This is a genomic window from Candidatus Saganbacteria bacterium, assembly GCA_016223245.1.
Lineage (GTDB): Bacteria > Margulisbacteria > WOR-1 > XYC2-FULL-46-14 > XYC2-FULL-37-10 > JACRPL01.
Window position 1 is genome coordinate 20,967 of record JACRPL010000009.1, and the last position, 25,265, is coordinate 46,231.

Genomic DNA, 25,265 nt, shown 5'->3' on the forward strand with positions numbered 1-25,265 from the left:
TTTTTTGATGAGGAGGGGGCAAGGGATCATTCCTTGCCTCCTTATAATTATCACATGAAGTTGCGAGAAAATCTTTATAAAATCATTATTATTGCTTTGCTCCTGGGTTTCTGGGGTTATCTTTTATATCCTATAGTTTTGGAAAATAATATCAGGCCTGATTTTCACGAAATTTTAGCGATGGGCCAGTCTATGGCCAAATTAATTAAGTATTCCCAGGTCTTTCTTCTTGCTCTGATAGGACTTTTGGCGGCTTTAGCAGTCACAAAATTATCTAATCTTTACTTCACTCGACGTTGGCAAACCAAGGAACGAAATCGCATAGCAAAACAAATTAAAATCTATAAACAAACCCACCATTATCTTTCTTCTTTTGCCGATCTGGTTTCGGAACCATTTGACATAGTTAACTTGTGGAACAAAGCGCGGCAATGAAGAAAATAGCATTATTTATTGTCTTGCTATTTTTGAGCGCTCCTTTAGCAAAAGGAATTGTAGCCGTCTCGTCACAGGAAGGTTTCCTTCTAACAGTTACTTCTTCAACTACGGTTATAGTCGAGGGAAAACCTTGTCGCCTTAATGTAGGACAAAAGCTGACAGGATTTTCCAGAATCCCCGTGTATAAGGCGGTTTTAGAAAACAGCCGGGAAGTTTTGGTCCCTGCCGGTAACGTTGAAGAACCCCTCATTGAATATATTAGGTTGGGTTATGGAGCTTATATGGCTGGAAGCTATGAAACTGCTGTTGATTCTTATAAAAGAATAATTGCCATTGATCCGTCTTTTGCCGATGGTTATTTATGGTTAGCGGAAAGTTATCTAAGTTTAGAAGACTTTGAGAATTCTTACAGTTCGATTATGGAAGCTATGAAGATAAACGAGCGTAATGAGTCATATAAATTATTCGCTCAGGTACTGGCGGATAAATATCTTGATACTGCCAGAAACGAATTTAATTCTGAAAACTATGCAGCGGCAGTTGCTGCCTATCAAAAGGTTTTAGATCTGAAGCCAGATTCTTATACTTCTTGGATAGAGCTTGGCAAAAGCTATGAAAAGCTTGGTTTATATGATGAGGCCTATTCTGCGTGGGGCGGGGCGTTAAATGCCAGCCCGGAAGCACAAGAAGTTTATGCTCTTTTAAGAAATACCAGGAGATTTGCCGGGATTGTCGCCAAGCTAAAGTTAAATAATGAAAAGACAATTCCTCCGCTGGCGGATGATTCGCTCGCCGTTGTTAAGAAGGGAATAACTGACAAAGGGACTAAAATAGAAACAGCCTTAAAATCTCTACTCACTTTGACAAAATCACTTGGGGTGCCGATTATTGAAAAGGGCTGGGATGTAAAAGAGAAAGATAAAAACTTTTTTGTTAGTTACATTGTTGAAAAGGCTGGCAGGCAGGGGACTGGTACACTTGAGACATTTGAATGGCTGGTTAATAGTAATACAAAGCAAGCCTCGGCTCACAATGAGAATGCTAGACTTCTTATGAATCGATGGTAGTGTTTCCGGGAAGATGGAATATCCAATATAGATATTATCACTACTGTCCCAACGTTGAAGGTGCAAAAACGCGGAAAGGCTTGATAATTAAGGGGTAGAGCAGGATTATAGTTGAAACGGATTTGAACTCAAAAGGCAATAAAGGGCATGCTTTCAGGGGTAAACACCTGGAGGTAATGACATATGAATACTGGGCTAACTTTATTCGCTCAAGTTATGGATTTCATTCCGCGGTACGACAATGCGTGAAACGCTATCATGGCAATTACAAGGTAAAAAGTTTTTTCTGTTGGGATCAATATTTAAGTATGGCTTTTGCTCAGTTGACCTATTGGGCAAGCCTTCGGGATATAGAAACTTGCCTGCGAACAATGAAGCCGAAATTACACCATGTCGGATTGCATGGCGGAATAGCAAGAAACACTTTGGCCAATGCCAACAGCGTTCGCAATTGGAGAATCTACGCGGACTTTGCCCAGATACTGATCCGGAAAGCGAGAAGGTTATACGCAGACGAAGACTTCGGTGTGGAACTCAAACACGTGGCCTACGCTCTGGACGCCACGGTGATCGATTTGTGTCTTTCCTTGTTTCCCTGGGCCAAATTTCACAAGACCAAAGCCGCAGTAAAACTGCATACTCTTTTAGATTTACGGGGCAGTATACCGACGACAGTTATCATTACCCCGGGCAATATTCACGAAGTAAATATACTCGACGAATTGCGTTTGGAACCGATGGCGATTTACATCGGCGTATCGGTTATACGGACACGGCGACCAACAAAAAGCTGCTATTACAGACGATATTCAAGCGGATCGAGGTCAACGACAAGAAGATCGCCAAAGTCGAACTCGAAAAGCCCTTCGATTACATAGTCAAAACTTCCCTGGGCAAGCACCCTGACAAGAAGTTCGACATTATCCCTTTAATTAGCCCTAACGGGGATCGAACCCGTATCCCGACCTTGAGAGGGTCGTGTCCTAGCCATTAGACTATAGGGCCTTATCTAAACTCTTGTTGCTCGAAGAGCTGTTGGCGGATGAAAATGGACTTAACGGTCGCTTCAAGGCTTATTGAAATAATAAATACGACTATAAGCCCGACCAAAAGCCACCATCCGAGGTTGTGATGCCGGATCCATTTTATTGATATGTAAATCGTAATTATAGACATTATGATCGTAAGCGCCGCTCCAGTTATTATAAGCAAGGTCGTAATAAGCATCGGTAGGACAGTGCGTAAGAATATAACCAAAAAGTAACAAACATTTGCCCAGACCATGAGCATCAGCAATAAATTAAACACCGCAAAATGCTGTTCTTCAATATCGAATTTCATTTTTACTCCCATATTTTTATTTATTATACCATTAAATTAATATCGCTCGACATTAATAATATTTATTTTATAATAGCAGCTATGGGAGCGGCAGTGATAAATTTATCGGAGGTGCGTTAATGTTCAATTGGAAAATATTGATTTTGGTATTGTTGCTCTCTTTCTTTTCTATGGCCGCTCTTTACGCAGAAGAACTTTCGAACACAAAGATCGGGTTTTATAAATCAAAAATAGCCAAAGTTGAAAGCAATATAAAGCAATTAAAGGCGAAGTTGTCGAAAACAAAGGGAAAGAGCAAGGCTAAAATAAGCAAATTGTTGTCAGCGCCGGCCATGATAGGGCAAGCCTTGATCTTGCGAGTTATTCAAACAGGGTCCGCGGCATACTCGGCCTTGCGGACACTATTGAAAAAGGCACAGCTATAGGCGTTGGCGTTGAATTTGGGCGCAAATTTGGCGATCTCATAGGCAAATTCGGCTTTAGTACTAGCCTTGGTTTGACATTGAACGCGGAATACAAATTTTGAAATAGGTTTTCATATTTTATTGATTATAGCATAAAAGGAAAATTTCTGTTATAATGTATTCCCGTAATGATCTTATATCTTACGACCTTCTTTATAGCGTTTTTTGCAACCATTTTGTTGACCCCAATGGTCATCGATTTTGCCTCAAAAAAAGGTTTTGTCGACCGGCCCAATGAAAGGAAGATACATACAAGCCCGGTCCCTAGGCTCGGAGGGATCGCGATCTATATAGGTTTTTTGCTTTCGATAGTTGCGGCGCTTGTGCTATTGGAGCATTTCGAGATACAGATCAATATACAGCCGATCTTCGGCTTGCTTATTTCTTCAACTATCATATTTTTAATGGGGCTTTTCGATGATATTTACAATTTAAGGTCAAGCGCAAAATTTATTTGGCAGGTCATAGCCGCATCGCTCATGGTACTTTTTGGCGTTGAGATCAACTTTATATCGAATCCATTCAACGGCATTATCCTATTTTCCGCTTTTATTTCGATCCCGTTGACTTTGCTTTGGATCACCGGCGTCACAAACGCCATCAATTTGATCGATGGGCTTGACGGCTTGGCGGCCGGCGTTACGGCCATTTCAGCAGGAACTCTTTTCATTGTAGCCCTCCGCACACACGAGATCGGCGCCGCATTGATCCTCCTTTCCCTCGCAGGTGTTTGCCTTGGGTTCTTAAAATTCAATTTTTTCCCTGCAAGGATATTCCTTGGTGATTCGGGAAGCTATCTTTTAGGGTTTATTATTGCAAGCGCCGCGATAATCGGCGTATTTAAGACTACACTTGTCGTAGCATTGATCATCCCTTTGCTCATTTTGGGCGTACCGATCTTTGATATGATGTTCGCTATAGGAAGAAGATTGAGTTCCGGGGCGAACCCTTTTAAGGCCGATAACAAGCACATACACCACATGCTTTTGAGGGCGGGGTTCACCCAAAGAGAAGCGGTGCTTTCAATTTATGTCGCGTGTTTTCTGTTGAGCATTTTTGCGATCTTAATGGCTTTGCAAAGATAAGCCCCTCGACAAAGCTCGGGGCTAGGAGATAATAATGGCGCAGGAAAAAAGGATCATGTTCGTTTTCGGGACAAGGCCGGAAGCGATTAAGATGGCCCCTCTCATCCTTGAGATTAGAAAACACAAGGATATTTTGTCGCCGATAATCGTTTCGACGGGACAGCATAGGGAGATGCTCGCACAGGTACTCCGGATATTCAATATCAATCCTGACTATGACCTAAGCATTATGCAGGATGCCCAAACTTTATCGCAAATAGTTTCAAAGACGGTCGTGGGCCTTGAAAATATAATTTTGCGCGAAAAACCAGATATGCTTTTGGTCCAGGGCGATACTAGTACCGCATTTGCGGCCGGGCTTTGCGCTTTTTACAACAAAGTCCCTGTTTGCCATGTCGAGGCGGGCCTTAGGACGGGCGACAAGACAAGACCTTATCCGGAAGAAGCGAACCGCAGGCTTATTTCGGTCGTTGCGGACCTCCACTTCGCTCCTACGGCAACATCCGTCACGCATTTGCTCTCCGAGGGGATACCAAGACAAACAGTCTATTGCACGGGAAATACCGTGATCGACGCTTTGCTTGCGGTAGCTAAAAGAAAATACGATATCGGCAAATTGGGGCTGAACCTTGGACCCGACAAGAAAACAATCTTGGTCACGGCGCATAGGAGAGAATCGTTCGGTCATCCGATGCGCGGGATATTCCAAGCGATACGAAGGCTTGCGGAAAAATATGAAAATGAGATAAATGTGGTCCTTCCTGTCCATAAAAATCCGGCGGTCAATATTGCCGCTAGAGAAATATTGAACGGCGTCAAAAATATCAAGCTTATCGAATCCTTGGATTATGAGCCGTTCGTGCATCTTATGAAAGGATCGTATTTTATACTGACCGATTCCGGCGGCGTCCAGGAAGAAGCTCCATCGCTTGGGAAGCCGGTCCTTGTATTGCGCGAAAAAACAGAACGCCCAGAGGCGATCGAAGCGGGAACCGTAAAACTGATAGGCGTTTCTGAAGGAGCTGTTTTCGAAGAATCCGAAAAGCTTTTATGCGACAAGGCGGTTTACAAAAGCATGCAAAAATCGGTCAACCCTTACGGGGATGGGCATGCATCGGAGCGCACTCTTTCGGCTATTCTGCATTATTTCGGTTTTATCGATGAAAGATTAGGGGAGTTCAAATCAGCATGAGAAGGATACTTGTACGCGGCGGGAATAAATTAAACGGAGAAGTCGCGGTATCAGGTTCTAAAAATTCCGCCTTGCCCATCCTTGCCGCAGCGATCTTGACGAACGGCGAAAGCAAAATCAACCGCGTCCCGAACCTATTAGATATCCAGACAATGATCAGGGTATTAAGATCTCTTGGAATAAGGGCCGAATATTCCCACCCGAATATTGTCCGCACATGGGTCAACCATAACATTAAACATGTAGCGCCCTATGAGCTTGTTACCAAAATGAGGGCTTCATTTTTTATTATCGGTTCGCTTCTAGCAAAAACAGGTTTTGCAAAAATACCCCTGCCCGGCGGCTGCGCCATAGGCTCTCGCCCCGTTGACATCCATTTGAAAGGATTAAAAGCTCTTGGGGCCAAGATCGCCATGGAGCATGGTTTTGTAATAGTTTCCGCAAATAAGCTGAAAGGAGACAAGATATATCTTGATTTTCCCTCCGTCGGCGCTACAGAAACAATTATGATGGCGGCGTCCCTTGCTAACGGTGAAACTATTATTGAAAATGCCGCGCGCGAACCCGAGATCGTCGATCTGGCGGATTTTCTGAACAAAGCCGGAGCGCAAATAATGGGCGCCGGAACGGAGGAAATAAAGATCATCGGGGTAAGGTCCCTTAATGCAGTTGGGCATGACGTTATCCCCGATAGGATAGAAGCCGGGACATTGATAATTGCCGCAGCAGCGACAAAAGGGAATATTTTATTAAAAGGCATAAACGCCGCGCATCTTGATTCGGCGATCATCAAGCTTAAACAAGCAGGGATCGATATAAAAGAAGAAGGTAATTCCGTTCGGGTAACTGTTCCTGACGGGATACATCCTACGGATATAAAAACTCTCCCATATCCCGGATTTCCAACGGATCTTCAAGCGCAAATGTCTGCATTGCTTTGCAGATCCACCGGCACTTCGGTCGTAACGGAAACAGTTTTTGAGAACAGGTTCATGCATGCGCAGGAATTGAACAGGATGGGCGCCAATATAAGGCTTGAAGGCCAGAGCGCTATAATTACGGGCGTACCAAAACTTTCAGGAGCTCCGGTCAAGAGCAGGGACCTGCGGGCGGGAGCGGCTTTGATAATAGCAGGACTTTCGGCGGATGGCGAAACTTTGATCGACGACCTTGAAAGATTTATCATAAGAGGTTATGAGGGGCTTGACATCAAGTTGAGGAAGCTTGGAGCGGACATAAGGGAATTAAAGAACATTTCGGAGTACGATGAAGATATATCTTAATTACAGGGAAGGGAAGGATCAAGAGGGACAAGAGGGATTAGTAAGGATTGGCAGGGTTATTAAGAGAAAAGTTAAACAATTATTCTCTAAACCACGGAACCGCGAGCCGTGCCTGCCGGCAGGCAGGGTTTACTCGCAGGTTCCGCAAGGAGAATTAAGCATCACTTTTTGCGATGATAAATATATGAAAAAAATAAATAATAGGTACAGGCATAAAAATGAATCGACCGATGTATTATCTTTCGAGTTCGGAGATGATAAAAAAATCGTTGGTGATATTTATATATCGATCCCGGATGCTTTAAGACAGGCGAAAGAGTATAATGTCCCAATAGAAAATGAATTGATAAGGCTTGCTATGCATGGCGCTTTGCACGTTTTAGGTTATACTCATAAGGAAATGGGAATATATGGTAATTGAAATATTAATGTTTTTTGTTTGTGTCCTGGCGTCGGCTTTCTTTTCGGCGACTGAAACTGCTTTCATTTCGCTCCCCCGGATCAAGTTCTCGCAGTTTGTCGAAAGAAATCTACCGGCAGCAAAGCTCGCCCAAAAGTTAAAAAACGAACCAAGCAAGCTGATATCCATAATCCTTGTTGGAAATAATATTGTAAATACCGGGGCAACGGTCCTTGGAGCAGATATTGTGATCAGGCTCTTTGAGGACGCGGGCGCAAAAAATGTTGGGCTGGTGTTGGGGGCTGCAACGGCGATACTAACTTTGATCCTTTTGATGTTCTGCGATGTTGTCCCTAAAACAGTTGCGATCCGCAGGGCGGAAACCCTTGTGCTCGTATTTTCATGGCCGATATATATTATTTCTATCATATTAACCCCTCTCGAAATAATCCTTAAATGGATAGCCTTTCCTTTTGTGCGTATTTTGGGCGGCAAAATGCCCGAGTATGGGGCATTTATAACCGAAGAGGACCTTAGGTTTATGATATCCGCTTCCGAAAAAGAAGGAGTCATCGAGCGGGAAGAGCGCGAAATGATCTCGTCGATCTTTGAATTCGGAGAGACAAGCGTCAAAGAGGTGATGACCCCAAGACCCGATATCGCGGCTGTCGAAGATTCGGTCCCGATAGAGGATGTTTTCAAAAAAATAAAAGAAACGGGCCACTCCAGGATCCCGGTCTACGAAAATAATATTGATAACATCGTTGGTGTTATATATTCAAAAGACCTGCTCGAGATATCGAGAGACCAATCCTTGCGCGATTTTATGAGGTCCGTTATTTTTATTCCCGAAGGCAAGATGATACATGAACTGCTCCATCAGATGCAGGCCAATAGGACGCATATCGCTGTTGTTGTCGACGAGTACGGGGTTACATCGGGGATCGTTACAATGGAAGACTTGATCGAGGAGATCGTCGGCGAGATACACGACGAGTTCGAAAGGGCCGAAAAGAACCTTGAAAAGATCTCCGAAAACACTTATCTTATCGACGGTAAAATGCTGATCGAGGACGTCAACTCGGAACTTTCGATCGATATTCCTGTTTCGGAAAAGTACGACAGGATCGCCGGTTTTGTTTTTGAAACATTGGATAAGATGCCATCGGTCGGAGATGTGATAAAATATGACGACGTCGAGATAAGCGTTGAAAAAGTTTTGCGCCGCAGGATAACGCGGCTCAAAATTATCAAGCTTGAAAAAAATCTGGACGAAAATGCGGTGGGAGGATGAATTTTGCAGGAAACTAAGCATCCAAAATATATTTTCATAACCGGAGGCGTTGTTTCGTCTCTTGGGAAGGGGATAACCGCGGCATCGCTAGGCCGCCTCTTGAAATCCAGAGGGATAACCGTCACTATCCAAAAACTTGATCCTTATATTAATGTCGATCCGGGAACTATGAACCCATATCAGCATGGAGAGGTATTTGTGACCGAAGACGGGGCCGAAACAGACCTTGACCTCGGCCACTACGAAAGATTTATCGACGAAAATTTGGGAAAAGCGAACAATATCACGACCGGAATGGTTTATTGGTCGGTCCTTTCAAAAGAGCGCCGAGGCGATTATTTGGGTGGGACAGTGCAGGTTGTCCCGCATATTACAAATGAGATCAAAGAACGCATAAAACGCGTAACGCGCGACGAACATTTTGACGTGGTAATTTGCGAAATAGGCGGGACAGTCGGTGACATCGAAGGGCTTCCGTTCCTAGAAGCGATAAGGCAGTTTCGGAAAGATGTCGGCCGCGATAACTGCATCAACATCCATGTGACGCTTGTCCCATTCCTAGACACTACCGAAGAGTTCAAGACAAAGCCCACACAGCATTCTGTCAAAGAATTGAGGGCAATAGGCATCCATCCTGATATTATTATCTGCAGGTCGAAAGAGCCTTTGACGCAGGAATTAAAAGATAAAATATCCCTATTCTGCGACGTTGCCCGCGACGCTGTGATCGGCCTTCCGGATATCGGGTCGCTCTACGATGTCCCTCTCGCGCTCGAAAAAGAAAGGCTCGATGAGATAGTGGTTAAATATCTCGATCTGATGTCGGAACGCGCAGATCTTGAAGAATGGGAAAAAATGGCCAATGATTACAAGTCGCCCGAGCATACCGTAAACATCGCGATCGTCGGAAAATATACCCAATTAAGGGATTCGTATATCAGTATTGTTGAATCATTGAAACATGGGGGGATAAGCAACAAAGCGGCTATTGAGATCAAATGGATAAATGCCGAAGAGATAGAACATGAAGTGAATATGGAGCCGCTTTTCCGCGATGTTCACGGCATATTGGTCCCCGGCGGGTTCGGGATACGCGGGATAGAAGGAAAAATAAAAGCCATCCAATATGCCAGGGAAAATAACATCCCCTATTTAGGCCTTTGCCTCGGGATGCAGGCCTCGGTCATCGAATTCGCGCGTAACGTATGCAAAATGGAGAATGCGAATTCTTCCGAATTCGACCTCGAGAACAAATATCCTATAATTGACTTGATGGAAGGCCAGGTCGGCGTTTCCGAGAAGGGGGGGACGATGAGGCTTGGAGCTTATCCATGCAAAATAATAAAAGATACATTGCTCTATAAGATATATGGCGAGGAATTGATTTCCGAACGCCACAGGCACCGTTATGAGTTCAATAACAAGTACAAGAACGAATTTGAAAAGAAGGGAATGGTATTTTCCGGAATTTATGAAAAATGCGATTTGGTCGAGGTAATAGAGATACCCTCGCATCCATTCTTTTTAGCGACCCAATACCATCCGGAATTCAAGTCCCGCCCCAATCTGCCGCATCCGGTCTTCCGTGAATATGTGAAAGCCGCGACAAAAAGGCTCGCCGAGCAGGCTAAGCTTTTCGCATAATATTCTGCACTTGACATCGCGTCTATATAGCTTATAATCTATATTAATTATAGGTTAAAAGCTATAAGCAAAGGAAGGCATAATGGAGATCGATACGCAGATTCGCGATGCGCAGCTGAAGTTGCTGCGTTCCTTTGCCAAAACGTCAAAAACCTTCGCGCTGGCTGGCGGGACAGCTTTAGAATTGTTTTATCTCAAGCATAGATTCTCTCGCGACCTGGATTTTTTCTCACCAAAATACGGACTAAAAGAGATCGACGAAATAATTGCCGAATTCAGCAAAACTGTCGGCTCGCGGGTAAAGCTTGAAAATGATTTTGCCGCAGCCGGCCGGGCAAGAGTCCGTTTTTATACTGTTAAAATAAAGGGAACGGCGGTCCCGTTAAAAATAGATTTTGTAGAAGACGTATTGTTTTCCAAACCGCAGATCGAACTCTTTAAAAAAGTCCCAGTTTATGCCGTAAAAGAGATATATTTCCAAAAAGTTGTCGCTTTAACGGGAACGAGGCTTTTGGCCGATGAAATAGGGAGGGAAGCTGTTGCCGGCAGGATGGAAGCAAGGGATGTTTTTGATATTTATTACCTTTCAAAAAATATCCTCCCCTTGCATAAATTCTTAAGAAAGCTGTATAAAAATTACCAGAGAGGAATGATCCAATGGTTCCGCAGTTATTCGAGGCAGGAAACTAAGCTGGGTGTTTTGGATCTTGCGATTTATGACAAGCATTTTGATGCCGCGAAGATGATCGATTATTTAGATAAAGAGATCAGGTCGTTCATGGCGGAGGTAGTATAAATGAACATAAAAAAATATTTCTGGGGATTGAATCCGCAAGCGCTCAAAGAAATCGCCAAAATAATCAAGGATCCCGAGCATCCAAAATATGTTGAACGAATATTTGTTTTGCTCTCCAGATGCGATTCGCCGAAAGAATTATTTGCCCTGGTCGGCAAGGAACGATTTGTCAGAGCTTGGCCCAAAATACGGCAATATTGGATAAAGAAAAAACAGTCACCTGATTTTAGGGCGTGGTGGGAAACCGTTTATGAGCAATTGTCCGGAAAAACCCGGCCGTTAGGGAGATCTTCAGAAAACCTTATAAAGCTGGGGAAAATATTAAAAGACAAAAGGATAAGATTGGGCTGGAGCCAGTCAGACCTGGCGAGGCGTGCGGGGATGAAACAGCCGGATATTTCGGATATCGAGCTTGGGACAAAAAACATCACACTTGGGACTTTAATGCGATTGAGCAAGATCCTTGGGATTGATTCTTGGTCATGGGGGAATGAATAAAATTCTGCGACGCGGCGGTCACACATGCAATAAACCTCGGTGAAGACAATATCGATATTAAGTCTATCAAGCAAAATCTGTTGTTCCCGAACACCTAGACAGCTTAATCTTTTCTTGACTTTATTTTTGCCCCATAATATACTAAATATTGTAATGAGGTTCCCTTGTTTGGTTGCAATGGCGATCATGCTTATGGTCGCCAATCCATGTATTGCGGCCGCAGCGCCATCTATTGGTGCGCCCCCGCCGGCATTGTCTTTGCCAAACCTGCAAAATAAAACGGTGAATTTATCTGATTTCCGCGGAAAACCCACGATTTTGGCCTTCTTCGCGTCGTGGAGCAAATCCTGCAAACATCAGATCAAGGCCTTAAATGAGATAATTAAAGAAAATAAAGCATCGGGTATCAATATTCTTGGGGTTTCTTTCGATAAGAATATCAATGACCTTGAGAGTTTTTCTTACGAGAACAAGATAGAATTCAGCCTGTTGCTTGACAGGAAGCTCAAGTCGATCGATAAATACGCTATCTTGATACTTCCAACAACCATCGTTATTGGCAAAAATGGGCTCATAGCCGATATTTTCGTCGATTTTGATGAAAATGTCGATCAGGCTATCAGAAAGTTTGTATCTTTGGAAGTAAGTAAATAGCCCTCATCCATCTTTTGCTTTTTTGAAAACTATAATGATGAGTGAGGGCTTGGGGACTCACTCATATCTCAAAGCAACCACAGGATCCAATCTCGCGGCCCTGACAGCTGGGTATACCCCAAAAAAAATACCTACAATCGCGGAAACAGTTGTCGCAAGGATTATTGCCCAATAGGCAATGACAAGAGTTCCCTTAATGAAATACATTATTAAGAACGCGCCGGTTATTCCCAGCAATATCCCGATTATCCCACCGATAAAACTAATAAGCATTGATTCAACAAGGAACTGTAGAACTATATTGCGGTTTTTAGCGCCAATGGCCTTTCTGATCCCTATCTCGCGAACTCTTTCGTTAACCGCCACAAGCATGATGTTCATGATCCCTATTCCGCCAACCACAAGTGATATTGCGGCAATGCCAGCAACAAAACCGGTCAGAGCATTAAGGATCCCATCTACAATATTTAATAATCCTTTTGATGTAATGAACCTAAAATCATCGTTTCCAAGACGTTTTATAAAAGCTAGCCTGACTTTTTCTTGGACTTCGTCCAATTTCTTTATATCTTTTGGAAAAATATTGAACCTCAAAATGTTATTCGTTCCCATCATATTTTGAGCGGTAGTTATCGGAACAATTACTCGCCTATCCATATCCATAGGGCCAATACTTCCGACCGCGTAGGTGATCCCTATTATCAAGTAGTTATTCCCGCGGATCTTTATTTTTTCGCCAAGAGGTGTTGCTTCTCCGAATATTTGCCTCGCGATCTTTGGACCTATCAATGCCACTTTTCGCCTGGAATCTACTTCGGCCCAAGTAAAATATCTCCCCGATTGGATCTTCCTGCTCATGAGTTCCGATACGTTCGGGGTCGTTCCAAGGATGAGGGGCGCTTTATATTTTTTCTTCCCGTAGTATATGTCGCCCGATGCGGGATTAAAAGGCACTATATCTTTTATTTCCGGGATCCTGCTTTTTAAATAATTTATATCGGAATACAGGAATTTTGGATTTGGGGGTGATGCATTGTCTTTGCCGGCTGTTATAATAAATGAATCATACCCCGCGCCAAGATTTTGAATCTGGTCTGTTATATACGATTTTGCCCCTTCGCCGATCGTGACTAAAGTAATGACCGAGAATATTCCAATTACAACGCCTAACATCGTAAGAAACGACCTGACTTTATTTGATGCAAGAGCTCTGAGTGCTTGCTTTAAGCTCTCATAAATGAAGAAGGTCATTGGCCCTCACCCCTTTTATTCCCCTCTCCCAGGGGGAGAGGGGAAAGCATGCTTTTTAACTTAATAAATAAAATATTCTCATCTAATTATTTCCAATTATATTAATAATTTTCTCATCCCTCTCCCTCCGGGAGAGGGATAATAGGGTGAGGGTCATTATCTCACTCATGCTTCATGCCTCAAAGCCTCTACAGGATCAAGTCTAGCCGCCATCATCGCGGGGTATACTCCAAAAAATATGCCGACAAGCAGGGCTCCAAAACATGCTATAAGCCCCGCTCCATAAGCTATAACGGCCTGAAGGCGAAGTGCGCTCATTATTCCCCATGAAGCAAGAGTTCCAAGGCTCACGCCAATTAACGCACCTGTCATTGTAATTATTATCGATTCTATAAGAAATTGCAGGAAGATGTCGTTTTGTTTGGCGCCGATCGCTTTTCTTATGCCTATTTCTCGCGTTCGTTCAGTTACCGACACGAGCATTATATTCATGATCCCAATTCCGCCAACAAGAAGGGATATTCCGGCGATAGCGCTTATGATCCCGGTTAGCGCATTTAAGACGTTGTTGTATATATCTATAACTCCCGCCTGGGTATGCGCATGGAAATCAATTCTTTTGTGCCGCGCAAACAATATCTTGTTTACATCTTTTATCGCGGGCAGGATATCTTTTTCCGAATTGAAGACCAGAAATATTTCCCAGATCTTTGAGATCCCAAGCGTTGATTCGGAGAGAGTTGTTGGGATGAGTGCCATGTCATCCATATCAAACGTCATCATGGCTCCTTTTTCTTCGAGAACTCCTACTACAATAAAACCTATTCCATTGATCTTTATTCTTTCATTGATCGGGGTCGATCCGCCAAATAATTTTCTGGCTATAGTTTTGCCAATGACCACGTATGGTTTTCTTCCGTTTTCGTCAGCCTTAGAAAAAAATCTGCCTTCGGTTGCTTTCTGCTTGTAGGCAAAGGGATAATCGGCGGAGACCCCCATTGTGAAAGACGGCGTATATTCTTTTTTCCCGTATTTTATTTTTCCGCGCCCGACGAACTCCGGCATCAGATAATCCAAATTCTTAAGTTTTTCGCGAAGTGCTATCGAATCTTGATATGTTATGGAAAGGGTGGGCACGCCCATATCCCCATCGCCGGGATGTATCATCAAAGTGTTTGCCCCGACACCCCAGCCACTTATTTGGGAGAGGATATAGCTTTTTGCACCTTCACCCATAGATACTAACGTTATAACTGTTGCGACGCCGATTATGACCCCTAGAGTAGTTAAGATCGATCGAAGCTTGTTTGAAAGGAGTGAAAATACCGCAAGCTTAAATGGTTCGGCAAGGTTCATTTTCTTACTTGCTCATCAGATATAACCAAGCCGTCCTTTAATCTTAATATCCTTTTGCTGTGGTCGGCTATTTCCTGGTCGTGGGTGACGATGATAAGAGTGATCCCCCTGCCGTTTAATTCAGAAAAAAGATCGATAATTTCTTCTCCGCTCTTGGAATCGAGGTTTCCCGTCGGTTCATCGGCCAATACTATTGAGGGGTTGTTTATCAGTGCGCGCGCAATAGCTACCCTTTGGCTTTGGCCGCCGGATAATTCCGTTGGCTTATGTTCTGCCCTGTCTTTAAGGCCTACAATTTGGAGAAGGTCGAGAGCCTTTTTCCTTCTTTCGTCAAAACCTACTCCCGCATAAATGAGCGGGAGCTCGACATTTTCGATCGCGTTGAGCTTTGGCAGGAGGTTGAACGTCTGGAAAACAAATCCCACTTTTTTATTTCGTATTTCCGCCAAATTATTGTCGTTCAATTCGTCGATATTAACGCCATCTAAAAGAACATGGCCAGAAGTTGGCTTGTCCAGGCATCCTAAAATATGCATAAGGGTCGATTTTCCGCATCCGGAAGGGCCCATTATCGACAAAAACTCGCCTTTTGAGACAGTAAGGCTTATCCCTTTAAGCGCTTGGACCTCCACCGCGCCCATGCGGTATATCTTCTTTACTTCGTTTACGCGTACGACCGCGTTATTGTTCAATTTTTACCCTGCCTTTGTTCTTTAGCTTTGAGATATTTGTAATTGCAATGGCATCTCCATGCGTCAATCCGGATATTGCTTCGACACTGCCAAAGGACCGGATCCCGACATCGATCTTTTTTTCGTAAACCCTGTTTTCTTTTACGGCAAAAACGTAGGTTGAATCATCCCGGCTTACAAGCGCTTCGCGCGGCACAAGCAATGCTTCCATGCTTGTTTTGGTAACAATATCGACGTTGACCGACATATTCACTTTTAAGTCCTTATGGTCGCCCAAAAACTTTATTTTGCATGGGAATACATAAGATTCTTCATCGAGCTTGATCCTTCCTCCGACTTTCCTTAATTCGGCGAGAGGCGATATCCAATATATTTCACCTTCAAAAACTTTATCGGGATAAACATCCGTTGTTATTTTTACTTTTTCGCCGACTTTGACGCTGCCGATATCGATCTCGTCTATTTGCGCTTCGACCCACGATTTATCATAGTTTACAACTACTATCGCAGGAGACCCGGGGACAACTGTTTCGCCTTCAAGAAAATTTATTTTTGCGACTATGCCGTTGTTCGGGGCGACAAGCCTTGTTGTATCGTCAAATTCCGCAAGGGTCATGCCCGAAAATACGCGGCTTCCTTCTTTGACATACAAAGATACTATTTTCCCCCCAAGTTTTGGCCCAAGATCGTAAACCGGGGCATCTACAACGCCGCTTGCGGAAACTACCGATTCGATAGGGCCTATGGCAATGACCGCAGTCTTGATAGGAACAATATCCCGGTTCCACCATCTGATAAATATAAAGCCGGAGACCAGCGTAATTACGATCGCTGCAATGATCCATGGCCTCCCCAAATTTTGGATTTTCATAAAACCTCCGTTCCTAATATTTTATTTAATTTTGCCCTGTCGATCTCAAGGTCAAAAGTCGCCTTAAGATAATTTGTCTTAGCTTGTGTAAGAGCTACTTGCGCGTCCAAAACTTCTAGATTTGTTCCAACGCCCGATGTGTATCGGAAGTTCGACAATTTATAGTTCTCTTCGGCGTAGTCGACCGCTTTCTTGGCAGAAACTATAAGCTCCATATCGCTTTTTAGGTTTAAATATGCGGATCTGACCTCAAGGGCGATCCCGTTCTTTATCTGTTCTTCGGAGGCTTTCTGCGAATCCAAATTAGCGGCGGCTTCACGGATCCTATTTTGCAGTCCTAATCCGTCAAACAAGGTCCACGATGCCGCTCCAACGATTTGCCATGACCTAACGTCGGTCGTAAATGTCGGATAATCGGTTATTCGGTTCGCTGAATTTCCCGATAAAAAGACTGTCGGCAGATATCCGGTTTGTGCAGCTTGAAGGGTTGATTCCGCAATATCTTTTGAAAATAAGAACTGTTTATATTCTGGCTTGTTGACAAACCCTGCCTTTAATAATGAATTATAATCGGGGATATTCCCGGTGAAGGCCAAAGTATCCTCCGTAAGCTCGATCGTTTCGTCCAAACTCTTGCCCAATACATTGTTGAAAGAGGCTTTTGCTACCTCATAGGTGTTCTTTGCTTTTGTAAGGGCTGCCTCCGCATTTGCAAGCTGGACCTCGGATCGCAAAGTGTCTGTCCTCGTTGCGGAGCCGGTGCTAAGCATGGTTTTTACCTGGTCCAAATGCGACCTCGCCATAGTAAGCGAATCTTCCGATAGCGCTACAAGTTTTTTCGCGGATATTATGCCGTAATAAGCGACAGTTACATCATATGAAGTTGCTTGTATTGTCTTTTTTAACTCTTCATTCGAGATATCAGCATTCCTTTGGGCGATCTTATAGCCCGGGAAAAGGGCAGGGACAAAAATAGGCTGGGACAGAGCTACCGATATCGCTTTTGTTTGGGCCGTTGCATCGGTGCCGAACGACAAAGTTTGGGTTACGGCGCCTGTAGATGTCTGCGATGTTATTTGCGCTGTTGCGGGCTGTGAATAGTCCCGGCTAATGTTGCCGTCGATCTTTAACGTCGGGAAAAATGCGCCTACCGCTTGTGCCAATTTTGCTTTCGCGGCTTCGTTCTTCTTGTCCATTGCAATTACGGCAGGATTGTTTTTTAGGGCTATATTTATGCTTTCTTTAAGGGTTAAGCCGTTGACGGCAAGACACAAGATACAAGATACAAGATACAAAGAAATAACAAATTTCACACCAAAACGAACCTTATCCATATTGATTATTTTACATCAAAAAATCATGAAATTCACTCGAATTATTATCAATAGAAGCTTATATGAAATCAAATGGATGGGAAATGGTTTATTTATAAAATTATATCTCCAAGAAGATGAATATTATCGATGGCCAAAAGAATAGCTGATGCCAATCGAAATCAACGCTAAAATAATAGCTACAGTTGCCAATATCTGTGTCATTTCAATCTCCTTCCGTATAAAAACAAAAAAATAATAAGCAAACTGGTTATTATCGCGGCAAAATAATATGTATTCGCAAAGTTCCATTCGATCATTTAATTGTCCTCCAAAAGGAACAAAGACCATCTAAGAGTCGCCCAAGTCATGAGTAATCCGGTGAAAACAAAAGTCAGTAATTCAACAAGTGATGATGGTTTTGTGAAAAAAGGAGAAATTATGCCCGCCGTAAACCATGCAGCGGAAACCATATTTGCAAAATCCGACAAAGCCTTTAATTATATTGCTTTTAGCTTTTTCATTCAGCTAATATTAGCACTCATAAAAATAGGGTGTCAAGCGAAATCAATAAGAGCTGGGTCAAATCCCCAAGAAGAAACCATTCGCTATATTTGGAAGTATTCCAAACAGCAAAGTCATTCCAACGCATACAAGAACTACCAATGAGATAAGAAGAGACACCTTAATTTGTGATTCATCTTCTGCACCTTCGAAGTACATCGCGCGGACAAAGCCCAGATAATAGAACACCGAGACAACGCTGTTTACCACGGCGACTAAAGCTAGCCATAAGAATCCGGCATCGATCGCGGCTTTAAATAGTAAGAACTTTCCTATAAAACCAGCAAGAGGCGGAATTCCTATGAGAGAGAGCAAGAGAATAGATAAGGCCGCGGCAATTGCGGGCGAGCGTTTTGCAAAGCCCTTATAATTATCGATCGTTTCAGTCCCGATCGCATCTGACAGATATGTGATCACGGCAAATACTCCGATATTAGCAAAAGAATAGGCCAATAGATAAAACGCTATAGCTCCATATCCTAATTCTCTTGAGACCAAACCGATTAATATGTAACCGGCTTGGGCGATGCTTGAATAAGCCATAAGCCTTTTGACGTTTTTCTGTTTAAGTGCGACAAGGTTTCCCCATGTCATGGTAAAGACTGACATAATCGCAAAAATTTGGATAAAATCCATATTAAGCATAGACGCGAAACGAACAAGAACCGCGAACCCTGCGGCTTTAGGACCTACAGATAGATATGTGGTAACTGACGCGGGAGCGCCTTCGTAAACATCCGGGCACCAGAACTGCACAGGGAACATCGCGATCTTAAAACCAAATCCCAAGAACATGAATATTATCGCAAGAAATGTCAATGGTTGAGCGGAACTTAGTTCAAAAAGATGGATTAAATTAATAGATCCTGTTAAACCATAAAATAGTGATACGCCATATAGAAAGATCGCGGATGATACAGCGCCAAAAAGAAAATATTTGATAGATGCTTCCGCCGATCTTTTGACTGTTTTTTGGAACCCGGCCAATGCGTATGATGTAAGTCCAATAAGCTCAAGCCCCAAATAGATCTGCAAGAGGTTTGTGGAGCTTGCTGTTATCATCAAGCCTAAAAGGGAGGATATTAATAAGAAGTAGAATTCCCCTTCGTTCTTCTTGACCTGACTCGCGAAGAAATCAAAATTCATAAGGAGAACAAGGGATCCAATGACTAAAAATAAGCCTTTAAAGAATATCGAGAATATATCAACAACACAAAATGAAGAAAATAGAACCATTGGGAGCGTTACAGTTGAAAAATAGGGGACAAAAAGAGATACAAAGCTCAAGGTGATCCCGGCTAAAGATATAATAAGAAGGCTTTTCCTTTTTGGACCGATCTTTATAAGGTCAAATATCAGCACCAAAAAAGCTGTAGCCAGTAATATTAATTCCGGGAGAAAAAGACGCACTTATATTCCTCCAACCAGCGCTTTGACAGTAGTCTCCATAACTGCAAGTAAAGGAATTGGGTATAAGCCAAAAAATAAAGTTAGTATTCCCAATACAGACAAGCAGAATATTTCACGGCCGTCCGCGTCAGCCAAAAGATTGTTCTTCGGCAGCAATTTCCCAAAAAGCATTTTCTCTATAGCCATCAGGAATAGGGCCGCAGTTGCAAGTACTCCTATCAATGACATGGCGGTAATAACCGGGAATATCGGGAAAGCTCCGACAAATATCAAGAATTCGGATATGAAGCCGGATAGGCCAGGAAGGCCCAATGATCCGAACGCGAAGAATGTGAAGAGTCCCGCAAAAATAGGGATCTTGGCTCCAAGTCCTCCGAAGTCGGCAAGTTGTCTTGTGTGGGTCCTTTCATATATTACACCTACGAGCAAGAACAAGCCGCCTGTGATCAAACCGTGGCTTACCATCTGAAGCATGGCGCCGTTTATTGCGGCTGCTTTTGCGGCCGTATCAAAAGTGCCAAGCATGGCAACAGAGATCCCTAGCATTACATAACCCATATGGTTTACAGAACTATACGCGATCAATTTTTTAAGGTCTGTTTGCGCCATAGCGACCAATGCCCCGTAAATTATACTAATAAGTGCAAGGATCGCGATCGGAACAGCGAAGAATTTACATGATTCAGGAAGTAATGGGAGAGAGAACCTTAAAAATCCGTAGCTTCCCATTTTAAGAAGGACTCCTGCAAGGATAACTGATCCCGCGGTTGGCGCTTCAACGTGCGCGTCAGGCAGCCACGTGTGGAACGGGAACATCGGGACCTTGATCGCAAAAGCCAAAAAGAAGCCGATAAAAACCAAAGCCGCAAGACGTGGATCGGCGATCCTAGCTAGTTCCAAAATATCAAAAGTGTGAGGATTGGAATTGAAATAAAGAACTAATATTGAAAGTAACATTGCCAAGCTTCCGATCAAAGTATATAGGAAGAACTTAATTGCCGCATATTCGCGCCTAGCGCCACCCCAAATTCCGATCAAGAAGTACATAGGAACCAAGCTTATTTCCCAGAACATATAGAACAAGAATAGGTCGAGCGATGAGAAAACGCCAAGCATGCCGACTTCAAGGAGCAAGAAAAGAATGAAATATTCTTTTGTCCGATCTTTTATGATCCAAGAATAAATAAGCGATAATGTTGTGAGCAGGGCGGTCAATAGGAGCAAAGGCAAGCTTAATCCATCGATGCCTATGTGGTATTTAATGCCAAGAGATGGTATCCATTGGTAAACTTCTTGGAATTGGAAGCCATGTAGCGCATTATTGAAATTAAGCGCAAGATATCCCAAGATTGCGAACGGTATAAGCGATATTATCGTCGCGAATATTTTAATAAAATTGACTTTATCCTTTGGCGTAAAAAGTAAGACCAAGATCCCTATGATCGGCGCAAAAATAATACTGGATAACATTTCTTACCTCCTTCCCACTTCGCTCCTTCGGAGCTTTGTAGGATTACTGTCTGTGTAATAGAGCCAAAACAATTATTCCGAGCACCACGAACAATAAATAATTCTGAACGAGACCTGTTTGGGCTTTTTTGAACAGGTTTCCAAAAAAGGCCATCGTGATCCCTGACAAATTGACCAAGCCGTCGACTATGTAGACATCGAATAATTTGTTCACATACGAGAACCACAATGTGAATGTTCCCGCGAAATTGACTATCGCGTCGATAAATTTGCCGTCGAATATAGAAATCATATTGCTTACGAAAGTTACCGGAACCCCGATAACATAGGTATAGAACTCGTCCAAATAGAATTTGGCGGCGATAAATTTATAAATAAATGTATTTTTCAGGCCTTGGAGGTTAACAGCTTTCAACCCATAAACAATCCATGCGCACAAAATTCCAAATAGGGCGACCCCAAGGGACGATCCCGCAACAACAAGATTTAAAGGTTCGTGTTCGCCGTGAACAAAAGGATTGAAGAAGCCAAAACATACCGCCATGACAGAAAGTATGATTAGCGGCACAGTCATTACATATGGCGATTCATGAGGATGGCCCTTAACAGTCCCGGGGAATACTTTGAAAATTAATCTGAACATGTAAAATGCCGTTAAGAATACGGCAATTATTGACAAATAATAAGCTATCGGCAAATGATGATAAGCTGCAACTAATATTTCATCTTTACTAAAGAATCCGGATAGTGGAGGAATTCCTGCAAGAGCTAAAGTCCCCAATATAAAAGTTATTGCTGTTATAGGCATAGCTTTTAATATGCCGCCCATGTCAGCTATTTCGTTTGAATGAACCGCATGAATAATTGAGCCGGCACCCAAGAATAATAATGCTTTAAAAAATCCGTGGCTTAATAAATGGAAGACGCCTGCTTCATAACTTCGGCTTCCAAGGCCTAGCATCATGAAACCAAGTTGCGAGATGGTTGAATAGGCTAGGACTTTTTTAATATCGCTTTGAGTAACTGCGATAAGCCCGGCCATAAGCGCCGTAAATACTCCAAGATATCCGATAATTGTCAAAGTATATGGGGCTAATAAAAATAATGGGAACATTCTGGCTACCATATAGACGCCGGCTGTAACCATGGTTGCGGCATGGATCAAAGCAGAAACTGGTGTTGGCCCTTCCATAGCGTCGGGAAGCCAAACATGCAATGGGAATTGCGCCGATTTACCGATCGCTCCGCAAAACAATAGTAAAGTGCATGCAGTCAATATCTGTGGCGTTAAACTTGGCGCCTTGCTAAATATCGTAGCAAAATCGATAGAGCCGACAGAAAAGAATATTAAGAGTAATCCTAAAAAGAACCCGATGTCGCCAGCCCTTGTAAATATAAAGGCTTTTTTCGCGGCGGCAGCTGCCGACGGCTTTTCAAACCAGAAACCGATCAAGAAATAAGAGCAGAGACCGACTAGCTCCCAGCAGATATACATTAATAATAGATTGTTTGAAAGGACTAATCCGAGCATTGCGGCGCAGAAAAGCGATAAGTAGGCGAAGAACCTTGAAAATCTAGGATCGCCTTTCATGTAGCCGATCGAGTATATTTGAATTAGGAATCCTACGCCAGATACTAGTAACAACATCCAAGCAGTAATTAGATCGGCTCTAAGATTAAATGCGGCGATCGGCAGCCACGGGTAGCTTATTTCTACAATTTGTCCTGAAAATACATGAGTCGCAGTTATAACTGATAAAATAAAAGAAATGCCTAAAGCTGATGCCGAGATGATAGGTGCTTTTTCTTTTAATTTGAACCCAAAGAAAATCAATATTACAAAACCAAGGACCGGCAATAATGGAATTAATGCTACCATTTCAGTAAATTTATCCCTTCTATATCGACATTTTTAAATTCACGATAAATATTGATAACAATTGCCAAACCGATAGTAACCTCGGCTGCGGCCATAGCAATTACGAACAATGAAAATATTTGTCCCGAGATATCCACAAGATTTCTTGAAAAATAAACGAAATTAAGATTGATCGAATTAAGCATGAGTTCGATTGACATAAGTATTGCGATAACATTCTTTCTTGTGAGAACGCCGAATAACCCGATCGAGAACAATATAATGCTTAAAATTATATATTCCATTTAGTTATCCCTCCCGATGACGATAGCGCCGATCAAAGCCGCGAGAAGCACAAGCGATATTACTTCGAATGGAAGAATATATGTTGTAAGTAGTGCTCGGCCAAGATCTAAAAGCGGATCAAATCCGTTGCCGATATGCTCAATAAATTCTGTCTGCAAGATAGCTGTTATTGTAAAGAACAAGAAGACTAAGATCGTAAGAACAGATGGAAGAACTTGCTTATTCTCTGTTTTCAACATTTTATCGGATAATCTTGTGGTTAACATGATAGCGAATATCATAAGTATCATTATTGCGCCTACATATATTATGAGTTGAAATACTCCGACAAAAGGCGCGCCTAGCGTGAAATATAACGCCGATATAGCCAGTAGAGCTGTTATTAGCGACAATGCGCAATGGAACAGGTTCTTTAGAGTTACTGTCATTATTGCCGATATTATTAAAATTCCAGCCAAAAAGTAAAACATTATGCTTCGTCTTTCCTTTCGATCAGTTTCTTGCGATCGTATACGCTTCTCTCGTATGTCTGATCCCAATAATTAGCTTGGAATGGGCATACTTCAACGCAAATATTGCAGTACATGCAAAGTCCCATATCGACAGTATAATCTTTGAGCTTTCGTTTTTTGTCTTCGCCGATCTCGTAATTGATATAAATGCAATAATTAGGGCAATAGTTTGCGCAGATCATACATGATGTGCATTTTTCGCGGTGCAGTTTAAGATTTCCTCGAAATCTCTCCGATGGAGTCCTTTTTTCATCGGGATATTGGATCGTTATCGGTTTTTTGAATGATTCAAGCAGGGTAACTTTGAGGCCTATTAATAAATTATAAATACCCAAGAATGTTTTGGTGAATAAGTTTTGTTCTTGATAACCGTTTTTCATTTCTATTTTGTTATATGTCATTTCCTCACCATTATTGTGTTAACCTGCGAGTAAACCCTGCCTGCCGGCAGGCACGGCTCGCGGTTAACAATATCATAACCGCGGCGTTTAGCCGCTGGTTCGAACAATCTCTTGCAATTTGACATTTTTAATTTGTCATTTGTCATTTTATAACCGCCATCCATAATGCTGTTGCGAGTAAATTAATAAAAGAAAGCGGAAGTAAGAACTTCCATGAAAATGCCATCAATTGGTCAACTCGCAATCTTGGGAATGTCCATCTAAACCACATAAGCACCAGTACCATTATATAAGATTTGATCAAGAACCAAATTATCGGTGGAAGGATAGGGCCATTCCATCCGCCCAAGAAAAGAAGCGTGGCCAACGCGCAAACTGTATACATATTCACATATTCGGCAAAGAAAAACATGACGAATTTCATTCCGGAATATTCAACGTTGTATCCGGCTACAAGTTCCGATTCGGCTTCAGGAATATCGAATGGTGTTCTATTTACTTCCGCGGTTGCCGCAATAAAATAAATTAAAAAGCCAATTGGTTGAATAAGAAAGAATGGGATCGCGCTTTGAGCTTCAACTATCTTTACAATGTTTAGAGACCCAGTGATCATAAGTATTGGAAGGATGGATATAAGCAATGGGATTTCATAACTAATAATTTGAGCAACCGATCTGAATCCGCCCAAAAGCGCATATTTATTGTTCGATGACCATCCGGCCATAAGAATAGCCAAAACTGTAAGACTTGTTACGCCAAAAACATAAAGCAATCCAACGTTTAAGTTCTTGACGACGATCCCCGGAGCGAAAGGTATCGTTAAATATGCAAGAAAAGCCGAAACAAATACAAGGACCGGCGCCAAGAAAAAAACTATTTTATCGGTGCCTGTAGGGATAATATCTTCTTTCATCATAAGCTTTAGCGCGTCGGCTATTAGCTGTAAGCTTCCGTGATATCCAACTTTCATTGGGCCGTAACGCGATTGAATATGTGCGGAAACTTTTCTTTCAAGATAAACAAGGAACATGCAAGTTATAGCGATAAAGCCGAGTACAACCGCGGATTTGATTAGAAATATTATGAGTGAGATTATTAGGTACAT

General features: G+C 42.6%; 28 protein-coding genes and 1 tRNA gene. 13 read left to right on the forward strand and 16 right to left on the reverse strand.

Annotated features, from left to right (window positions below):
• The first annotated feature begins 54 nt into the window (after positions 1-54).
• The 3 genes from HZC34_04135 (at position 55) to HZC34_04145 (ending at position 2,383) form a co-directional block, all read left to right on the forward strand.
• Positions 55-435 carry a hypothetical protein gene (locus HZC34_04135; protein MBI5701021.1) on the forward strand — a complete coding sequence of 127 codons (381 nt, stop codon included), beginning with the start codon at positions 55-57 and terminating at the stop codon, positions 433-435.
• On the forward strand, positions 432-1,505 hold the full coding sequence (locus tag HZC34_04140; protein ID MBI5701022.1) for a tetratricopeptide repeat protein: 1,074 nt from the start codon (positions 432-434) through the stop codon (positions 1,503-1,505). Before HZC34_04135 ends, HZC34_04140 begins: the two co-directional genes overlap by 4 nt.
• A gap of 176 nt (positions 1,506-1,681) precedes the next feature.
• Positions 1,682-2,383 (forward strand): DUF4372 domain-containing protein, encoded by a 702-nt coding sequence (locus HZC34_04145; protein MBI5701023.1) that lies wholly within the window; start codon positions 1,682-1,684, stop codon positions 2,381-2,383.
• A gap of 55 nt (positions 2,384-2,438) precedes the next feature.
• On the opposite strand, the gene HZC34_04150 is transcribed toward HZC34_04145, so the two are convergent.
• A tRNA-Glu gene (locus HZC34_04150) sits at positions 2,439-2,510 on the reverse strand.
• Entirely contained in the window at positions 2,511-2,858 is a 348-nt protein-coding gene (locus tag HZC34_04155; GenBank protein ID MBI5701024.1) for a hypothetical protein, read from the reverse strand.
• A gap of 107 nt (positions 2,859-2,965) precedes the next feature.
• Here HZC34_04155 and HZC34_04160 point away from each other — a divergent pair, with 107 nt between their 5' ends.
• The 10 genes from HZC34_04160 to HZC34_04205 all read left to right on the forward strand — a co-directional run bounded on the left by HZC34_04160 (position 2,966) and on the right by HZC34_04205 (position 12,156).
• Positions 2,966-3,271, forward strand: coding sequence for a hypothetical protein (locus tag HZC34_04160; protein MBI5701025.1), 306 nt, complete (start codon positions 2,966-2,968; stop codon positions 3,269-3,271).
• Positions 3,272-3,438: 167 nt separating this feature from the next.
• On the forward strand, positions 3,439-4,395 hold the full coding sequence (locus HZC34_04165) for an undecaprenyl/decaprenyl-phosphate alpha-N-acetylglucosaminyl 1-phosphate transferase (protein MBI5701026.1): 957 nt from the start codon (positions 3,439-3,441) through the stop codon (positions 4,393-4,395).
• 34 nt (positions 4,396-4,429) lie between these two features.
• Complete coding sequence (gene wecB / locus HZC34_04170) at positions 4,430-5,587, forward strand: UDP-N-acetylglucosamine 2-epimerase (non-hydrolyzing) (GenBank protein ID MBI5701027.1); 1,158 nt, start codon at positions 4,430-4,432, stop codon at positions 5,585-5,587.
• On the forward strand, positions 5,584-6,870 hold the full coding sequence (gene murA, locus HZC34_04175) for a UDP-N-acetylglucosamine 1-carboxyvinyltransferase (GenBank protein MBI5701028.1): 1,287 nt from the start codon (positions 5,584-5,586) through the stop codon (positions 6,868-6,870). The genes wecB and murA overlap by 4 nt, the downstream gene beginning before the upstream one ends.
• Complete coding sequence (gene ybeY / locus HZC34_04180) at positions 6,854-7,291, forward strand: rRNA maturation RNase YbeY (protein ID MBI5701029.1); 438 nt, start codon at positions 6,854-6,856, stop codon at positions 7,289-7,291. Before murA ends, ybeY begins: the two co-directional genes overlap by 17 nt.
• Positions 7,281-8,564 carry an HlyC/CorC family transporter gene (locus HZC34_04185; GenBank protein ID MBI5701030.1) on the forward strand — a complete coding sequence of 428 codons (1,284 nt, stop codon included), beginning with the start codon at positions 7,281-7,283 and terminating at the stop codon, positions 8,562-8,564. The genes ybeY and HZC34_04185 overlap by 11 nt, the downstream gene beginning before the upstream one ends.
• Before the next feature lie 3 nt (positions 8,565-8,567).
• The gene (locus tag HZC34_04190) at positions 8,568-10,208 is read left to right on the forward strand and encodes a CTP synthase (protein ID MBI5701031.1); all 1,641 of its coding nucleotides are present in this window, start codon (positions 8,568-8,570) and stop codon (positions 10,206-10,208) included.
• An 82-nt stretch (positions 10,209-10,290) separates the two neighbouring features.
• Positions 10,291-11,004: a nucleotidyl transferase AbiEii/AbiGii toxin family protein gene (locus tag HZC34_04195; protein MBI5701032.1), complete on the forward strand. Its 714-nt coding sequence runs from the start codon at positions 10,291-10,293 to the stop codon at positions 11,002-11,004.
• Positions 11,005-11,502, forward strand: a complete 498-nt coding sequence (locus HZC34_04200) for a helix-turn-helix transcriptional regulator (GenBank protein MBI5701033.1) — start codon at positions 11,005-11,007, stop codon at positions 11,500-11,502.
• A gap of 153 nt (positions 11,503-11,655) precedes the next feature.
• Positions 11,656-12,156, forward strand: coding sequence for a TlpA family protein disulfide reductase (locus tag HZC34_04205; GenBank protein MBI5701034.1), 501 nt, complete (start codon positions 11,656-11,658; stop codon positions 12,154-12,156).
• 57 nt (positions 12,157-12,213) lie between these two features.
• On the opposite strand, the gene HZC34_04210 is transcribed toward HZC34_04205, so the two are convergent.
• The 14 genes from HZC34_04210 to nuoH all read right to left on the reverse strand — a co-directional run bounded on the left by HZC34_04210 (position 12,214) and on the right by nuoH (position 25,265).
• Positions 12,214-13,407: an ABC transporter permease gene (locus tag HZC34_04210; protein ID MBI5701035.1), complete on the reverse strand. Its 1,194-nt coding sequence runs from the start codon at positions 13,405-13,407 to the stop codon at positions 12,214-12,216.
• Positions 13,408-13,572: 165 nt separating this feature from the next.
• The gene (locus HZC34_04215; protein MBI5701036.1) at positions 13,573-14,763 is read right to left on the reverse strand and encodes an ABC transporter permease; all 1,191 of its coding nucleotides are present in this window, start codon (positions 14,761-14,763) and stop codon (positions 13,573-13,575) included.
• Positions 14,760-15,404, reverse strand: coding sequence for an ABC transporter ATP-binding protein (locus tag HZC34_04220; protein ID MBI5701037.1), 645 nt, complete (start codon positions 15,402-15,404; stop codon positions 14,760-14,762). The genes HZC34_04215 and HZC34_04220 overlap by 4 nt, the downstream gene beginning before the upstream one ends.
• Before the next feature lie 40 nt (positions 15,405-15,444).
• The gene (locus HZC34_04225; protein ID MBI5701038.1) at positions 15,445-16,326 is read right to left on the reverse strand and encodes an efflux RND transporter periplasmic adaptor subunit; all 882 of its coding nucleotides are present in this window, start codon (positions 16,324-16,326) and stop codon (positions 15,445-15,447) included.
• Positions 16,323-17,660 carry a TolC family protein gene (locus tag HZC34_04230; protein MBI5701039.1) on the reverse strand — a complete coding sequence of 446 codons (1,338 nt, stop codon included), beginning with the start codon at positions 17,658-17,660 and terminating at the stop codon, positions 16,323-16,325. Before HZC34_04230 ends, HZC34_04225 begins: the two co-directional genes overlap by 4 nt.
• 299 nt (positions 17,661-17,959) lie before the next feature.
• Positions 17,960-18,130, reverse strand: coding sequence for a hypothetical protein (locus HZC34_04235; protein ID MBI5701040.1), 171 nt, complete (start codon positions 18,128-18,130; stop codon positions 17,960-17,962).
• Between the two features lie 91 nt (positions 18,131-18,221).
• Entirely contained in the window at positions 18,222-19,613 is a 1,392-nt protein-coding gene (locus HZC34_04240) for an NADH-quinone oxidoreductase subunit N (protein MBI5701041.1), read from the reverse strand.
• Positions 19,614-21,083, reverse strand: a complete 1,470-nt coding sequence (locus HZC34_04245; GenBank protein ID MBI5701042.1) for an NADH-quinone oxidoreductase subunit M — start codon at positions 21,081-21,083, stop codon at positions 19,614-19,616.
• Between the two features lie 43 nt (positions 21,084-21,126).
• Positions 21,127-22,962, reverse strand: coding sequence for an NADH-quinone oxidoreductase subunit L (gene nuoL, locus HZC34_04250; GenBank protein ID MBI5701043.1), 1,836 nt, complete (start codon positions 22,960-22,962; stop codon positions 21,127-21,129).
• Positions 22,956-23,246, reverse strand: a complete 291-nt coding sequence (gene nuoK / locus HZC34_04255; protein ID MBI5701044.1) for an NADH-quinone oxidoreductase subunit NuoK — start codon at positions 23,244-23,246, stop codon at positions 22,956-22,958. Before nuoK ends, nuoL begins: the two co-directional genes overlap by 7 nt.
• Positions 23,247-23,675 carry an NADH-quinone oxidoreductase subunit J gene (locus HZC34_04260; GenBank protein ID MBI5701045.1) on the reverse strand — a complete coding sequence of 143 codons (429 nt, stop codon included), beginning with the start codon at positions 23,673-23,675 and terminating at the stop codon, positions 23,247-23,249.
• A gap of 41 nt (positions 23,676-23,716) precedes the next feature.
• Entirely contained in the window at positions 23,717-24,139 is a 423-nt protein-coding gene (locus tag HZC34_04265) for an NADH-quinone oxidoreductase subunit I (GenBank protein MBI5701046.1), read from the reverse strand.
• A gap of 17 nt (positions 24,140-24,156) precedes the next feature.
• Entirely contained in the window at positions 24,157-24,306 is a 150-nt protein-coding gene (locus HZC34_04270; protein ID MBI5701047.1) for a hypothetical protein, read from the reverse strand.
• Positions 24,303-25,265 (reverse strand): NADH-quinone oxidoreductase subunit NuoH, encoded by a 963-nt coding sequence (gene nuoH, locus HZC34_04275; protein ID MBI5701048.1) that lies wholly within the window; start codon positions 25,263-25,265, stop codon positions 24,303-24,305. The genes HZC34_04270 and nuoH overlap by 4 nt, the downstream gene beginning before the upstream one ends.

Coding starts and splice junctions, on each gene's coding strand:
- HZC34_04135 (MBI5701021.1), top strand. CDS start 55: ATGAAGTTGCGAGAAAATCTTTATAAAATCATTATTATTGCTTTGCTC.
- HZC34_04140 (MBI5701022.1), top strand. CDS start 432: ATGAAGAAAATAGCATTATTTATTGTCTTGCTATTTTTGAGCGCTCCT.
- HZC34_04145 (MBI5701023.1), top strand. CDS start 1,682: ATGACATATGAATACTGGGCTAACTTTATTCGCTCAAGTTATGGATTT.
- HZC34_04155 (MBI5701024.1), bottom strand. CDS start 2,858: ATGGGAGTAAAAATGAAATTCGATATTGAAGAACAGCATTTTGCGGTG.
- HZC34_04160 (MBI5701025.1), top strand. CDS start 2,966: ATGTTCAATTGGAAAATATTGATTTTGGTATTGTTGCTCTCTTTCTTT.
- HZC34_04165 (MBI5701026.1), top strand. CDS start 3,439: ATGATCTTATATCTTACGACCTTCTTTATAGCGTTTTTTGCAACCATT.
- wecB (MBI5701027.1), top strand. CDS start 4,430: ATGGCGCAGGAAAAAAGGATCATGTTCGTTTTCGGGACAAGGCCGGAA.
- murA (MBI5701028.1), top strand. CDS start 5,584: ATGAGAAGGATACTTGTACGCGGCGGGAATAAATTAAACGGAGAAGTC.
- ybeY (MBI5701029.1), top strand. CDS start 6,854: ATGAAGATATATCTTAATTACAGGGAAGGGAAGGATCAAGAGGGACAA.
- HZC34_04185 (MBI5701030.1), top strand. CDS start 7,281: ATGGTAATTGAAATATTAATGTTTTTTGTTTGTGTCCTGGCGTCGGCT.
- HZC34_04195 (MBI5701032.1), top strand. CDS start 10,291: ATGGAGATCGATACGCAGATTCGCGATGCGCAGCTGAAGTTGCTGCGT.
- HZC34_04200 (MBI5701033.1), top strand. CDS start 11,005: ATGAACATAAAAAAATATTTCTGGGGATTGAATCCGCAAGCGCTCAAA.
- HZC34_04205 (MBI5701034.1), top strand. CDS start 11,656: ATGAGGTTCCCTTGTTTGGTTGCAATGGCGATCATGCTTATGGTCGCC.
- HZC34_04210 (MBI5701035.1), bottom strand. CDS start 13,407: ATGACCTTCTTCATTTATGAGAGCTTAAAGCAAGCACTCAGAGCTCTT.
- HZC34_04215 (MBI5701036.1), bottom strand. CDS start 14,763: ATGAACCTTGCCGAACCATTTAAGCTTGCGGTATTTTCACTCCTTTCA.
- HZC34_04220 (MBI5701037.1), bottom strand. CDS start 15,404: ATGGGCGCGGTGGAGGTCCAAGCGCTTAAAGGGATAAGCCTTACTGTC.
- HZC34_04225 (MBI5701038.1), bottom strand. CDS start 16,326: ATGAAAATCCAAAATTTGGGGAGGCCATGGATCATTGCAGCGATCGTA.
- HZC34_04230 (MBI5701039.1), bottom strand. CDS start 17,660: ATGGATAAGGTTCGTTTTGGTGTGAAATTTGTTATTTCTTTGTATCTT.
- HZC34_04245 (MBI5701042.1), bottom strand. CDS start 21,083: ATGTTATCCAGTATTATTTTTGCGCCGATCATAGGGATCTTGGTCTTA.
- nuoL (MBI5701043.1), bottom strand. CDS start 22,962: ATGGTAGCATTAATTCCATTATTGCCGGTCCTTGGTTTTGTAATATTG.
- nuoK (MBI5701044.1), bottom strand. CDS start 23,246: ATGGAATATATAATTTTAAGCATTATATTGTTCTCGATCGGGTTATTC.
- HZC34_04260 (MBI5701045.1), bottom strand. CDS start 23,675: ATGACAGTAACTCTAAAGAACCTGTTCCATTGCGCATTGTCGCTAATA.
- HZC34_04265 (MBI5701046.1), bottom strand. CDS start 24,139: ATGAAAAACGGTTATCAAGAACAAAACTTATTCACCAAAACATTCTTG.
- HZC34_04270 (MBI5701047.1), bottom strand. CDS start 24,306: ATGACAAATGACAAATTAAAAATGTCAAATTGCAAGAGATTGTTCGAA.
- nuoH (MBI5701048.1), bottom strand. CDS start 25,265: ATGTACCTAATAATCTCACTCATAATATTTCTAATCAAATCCGCGGTT.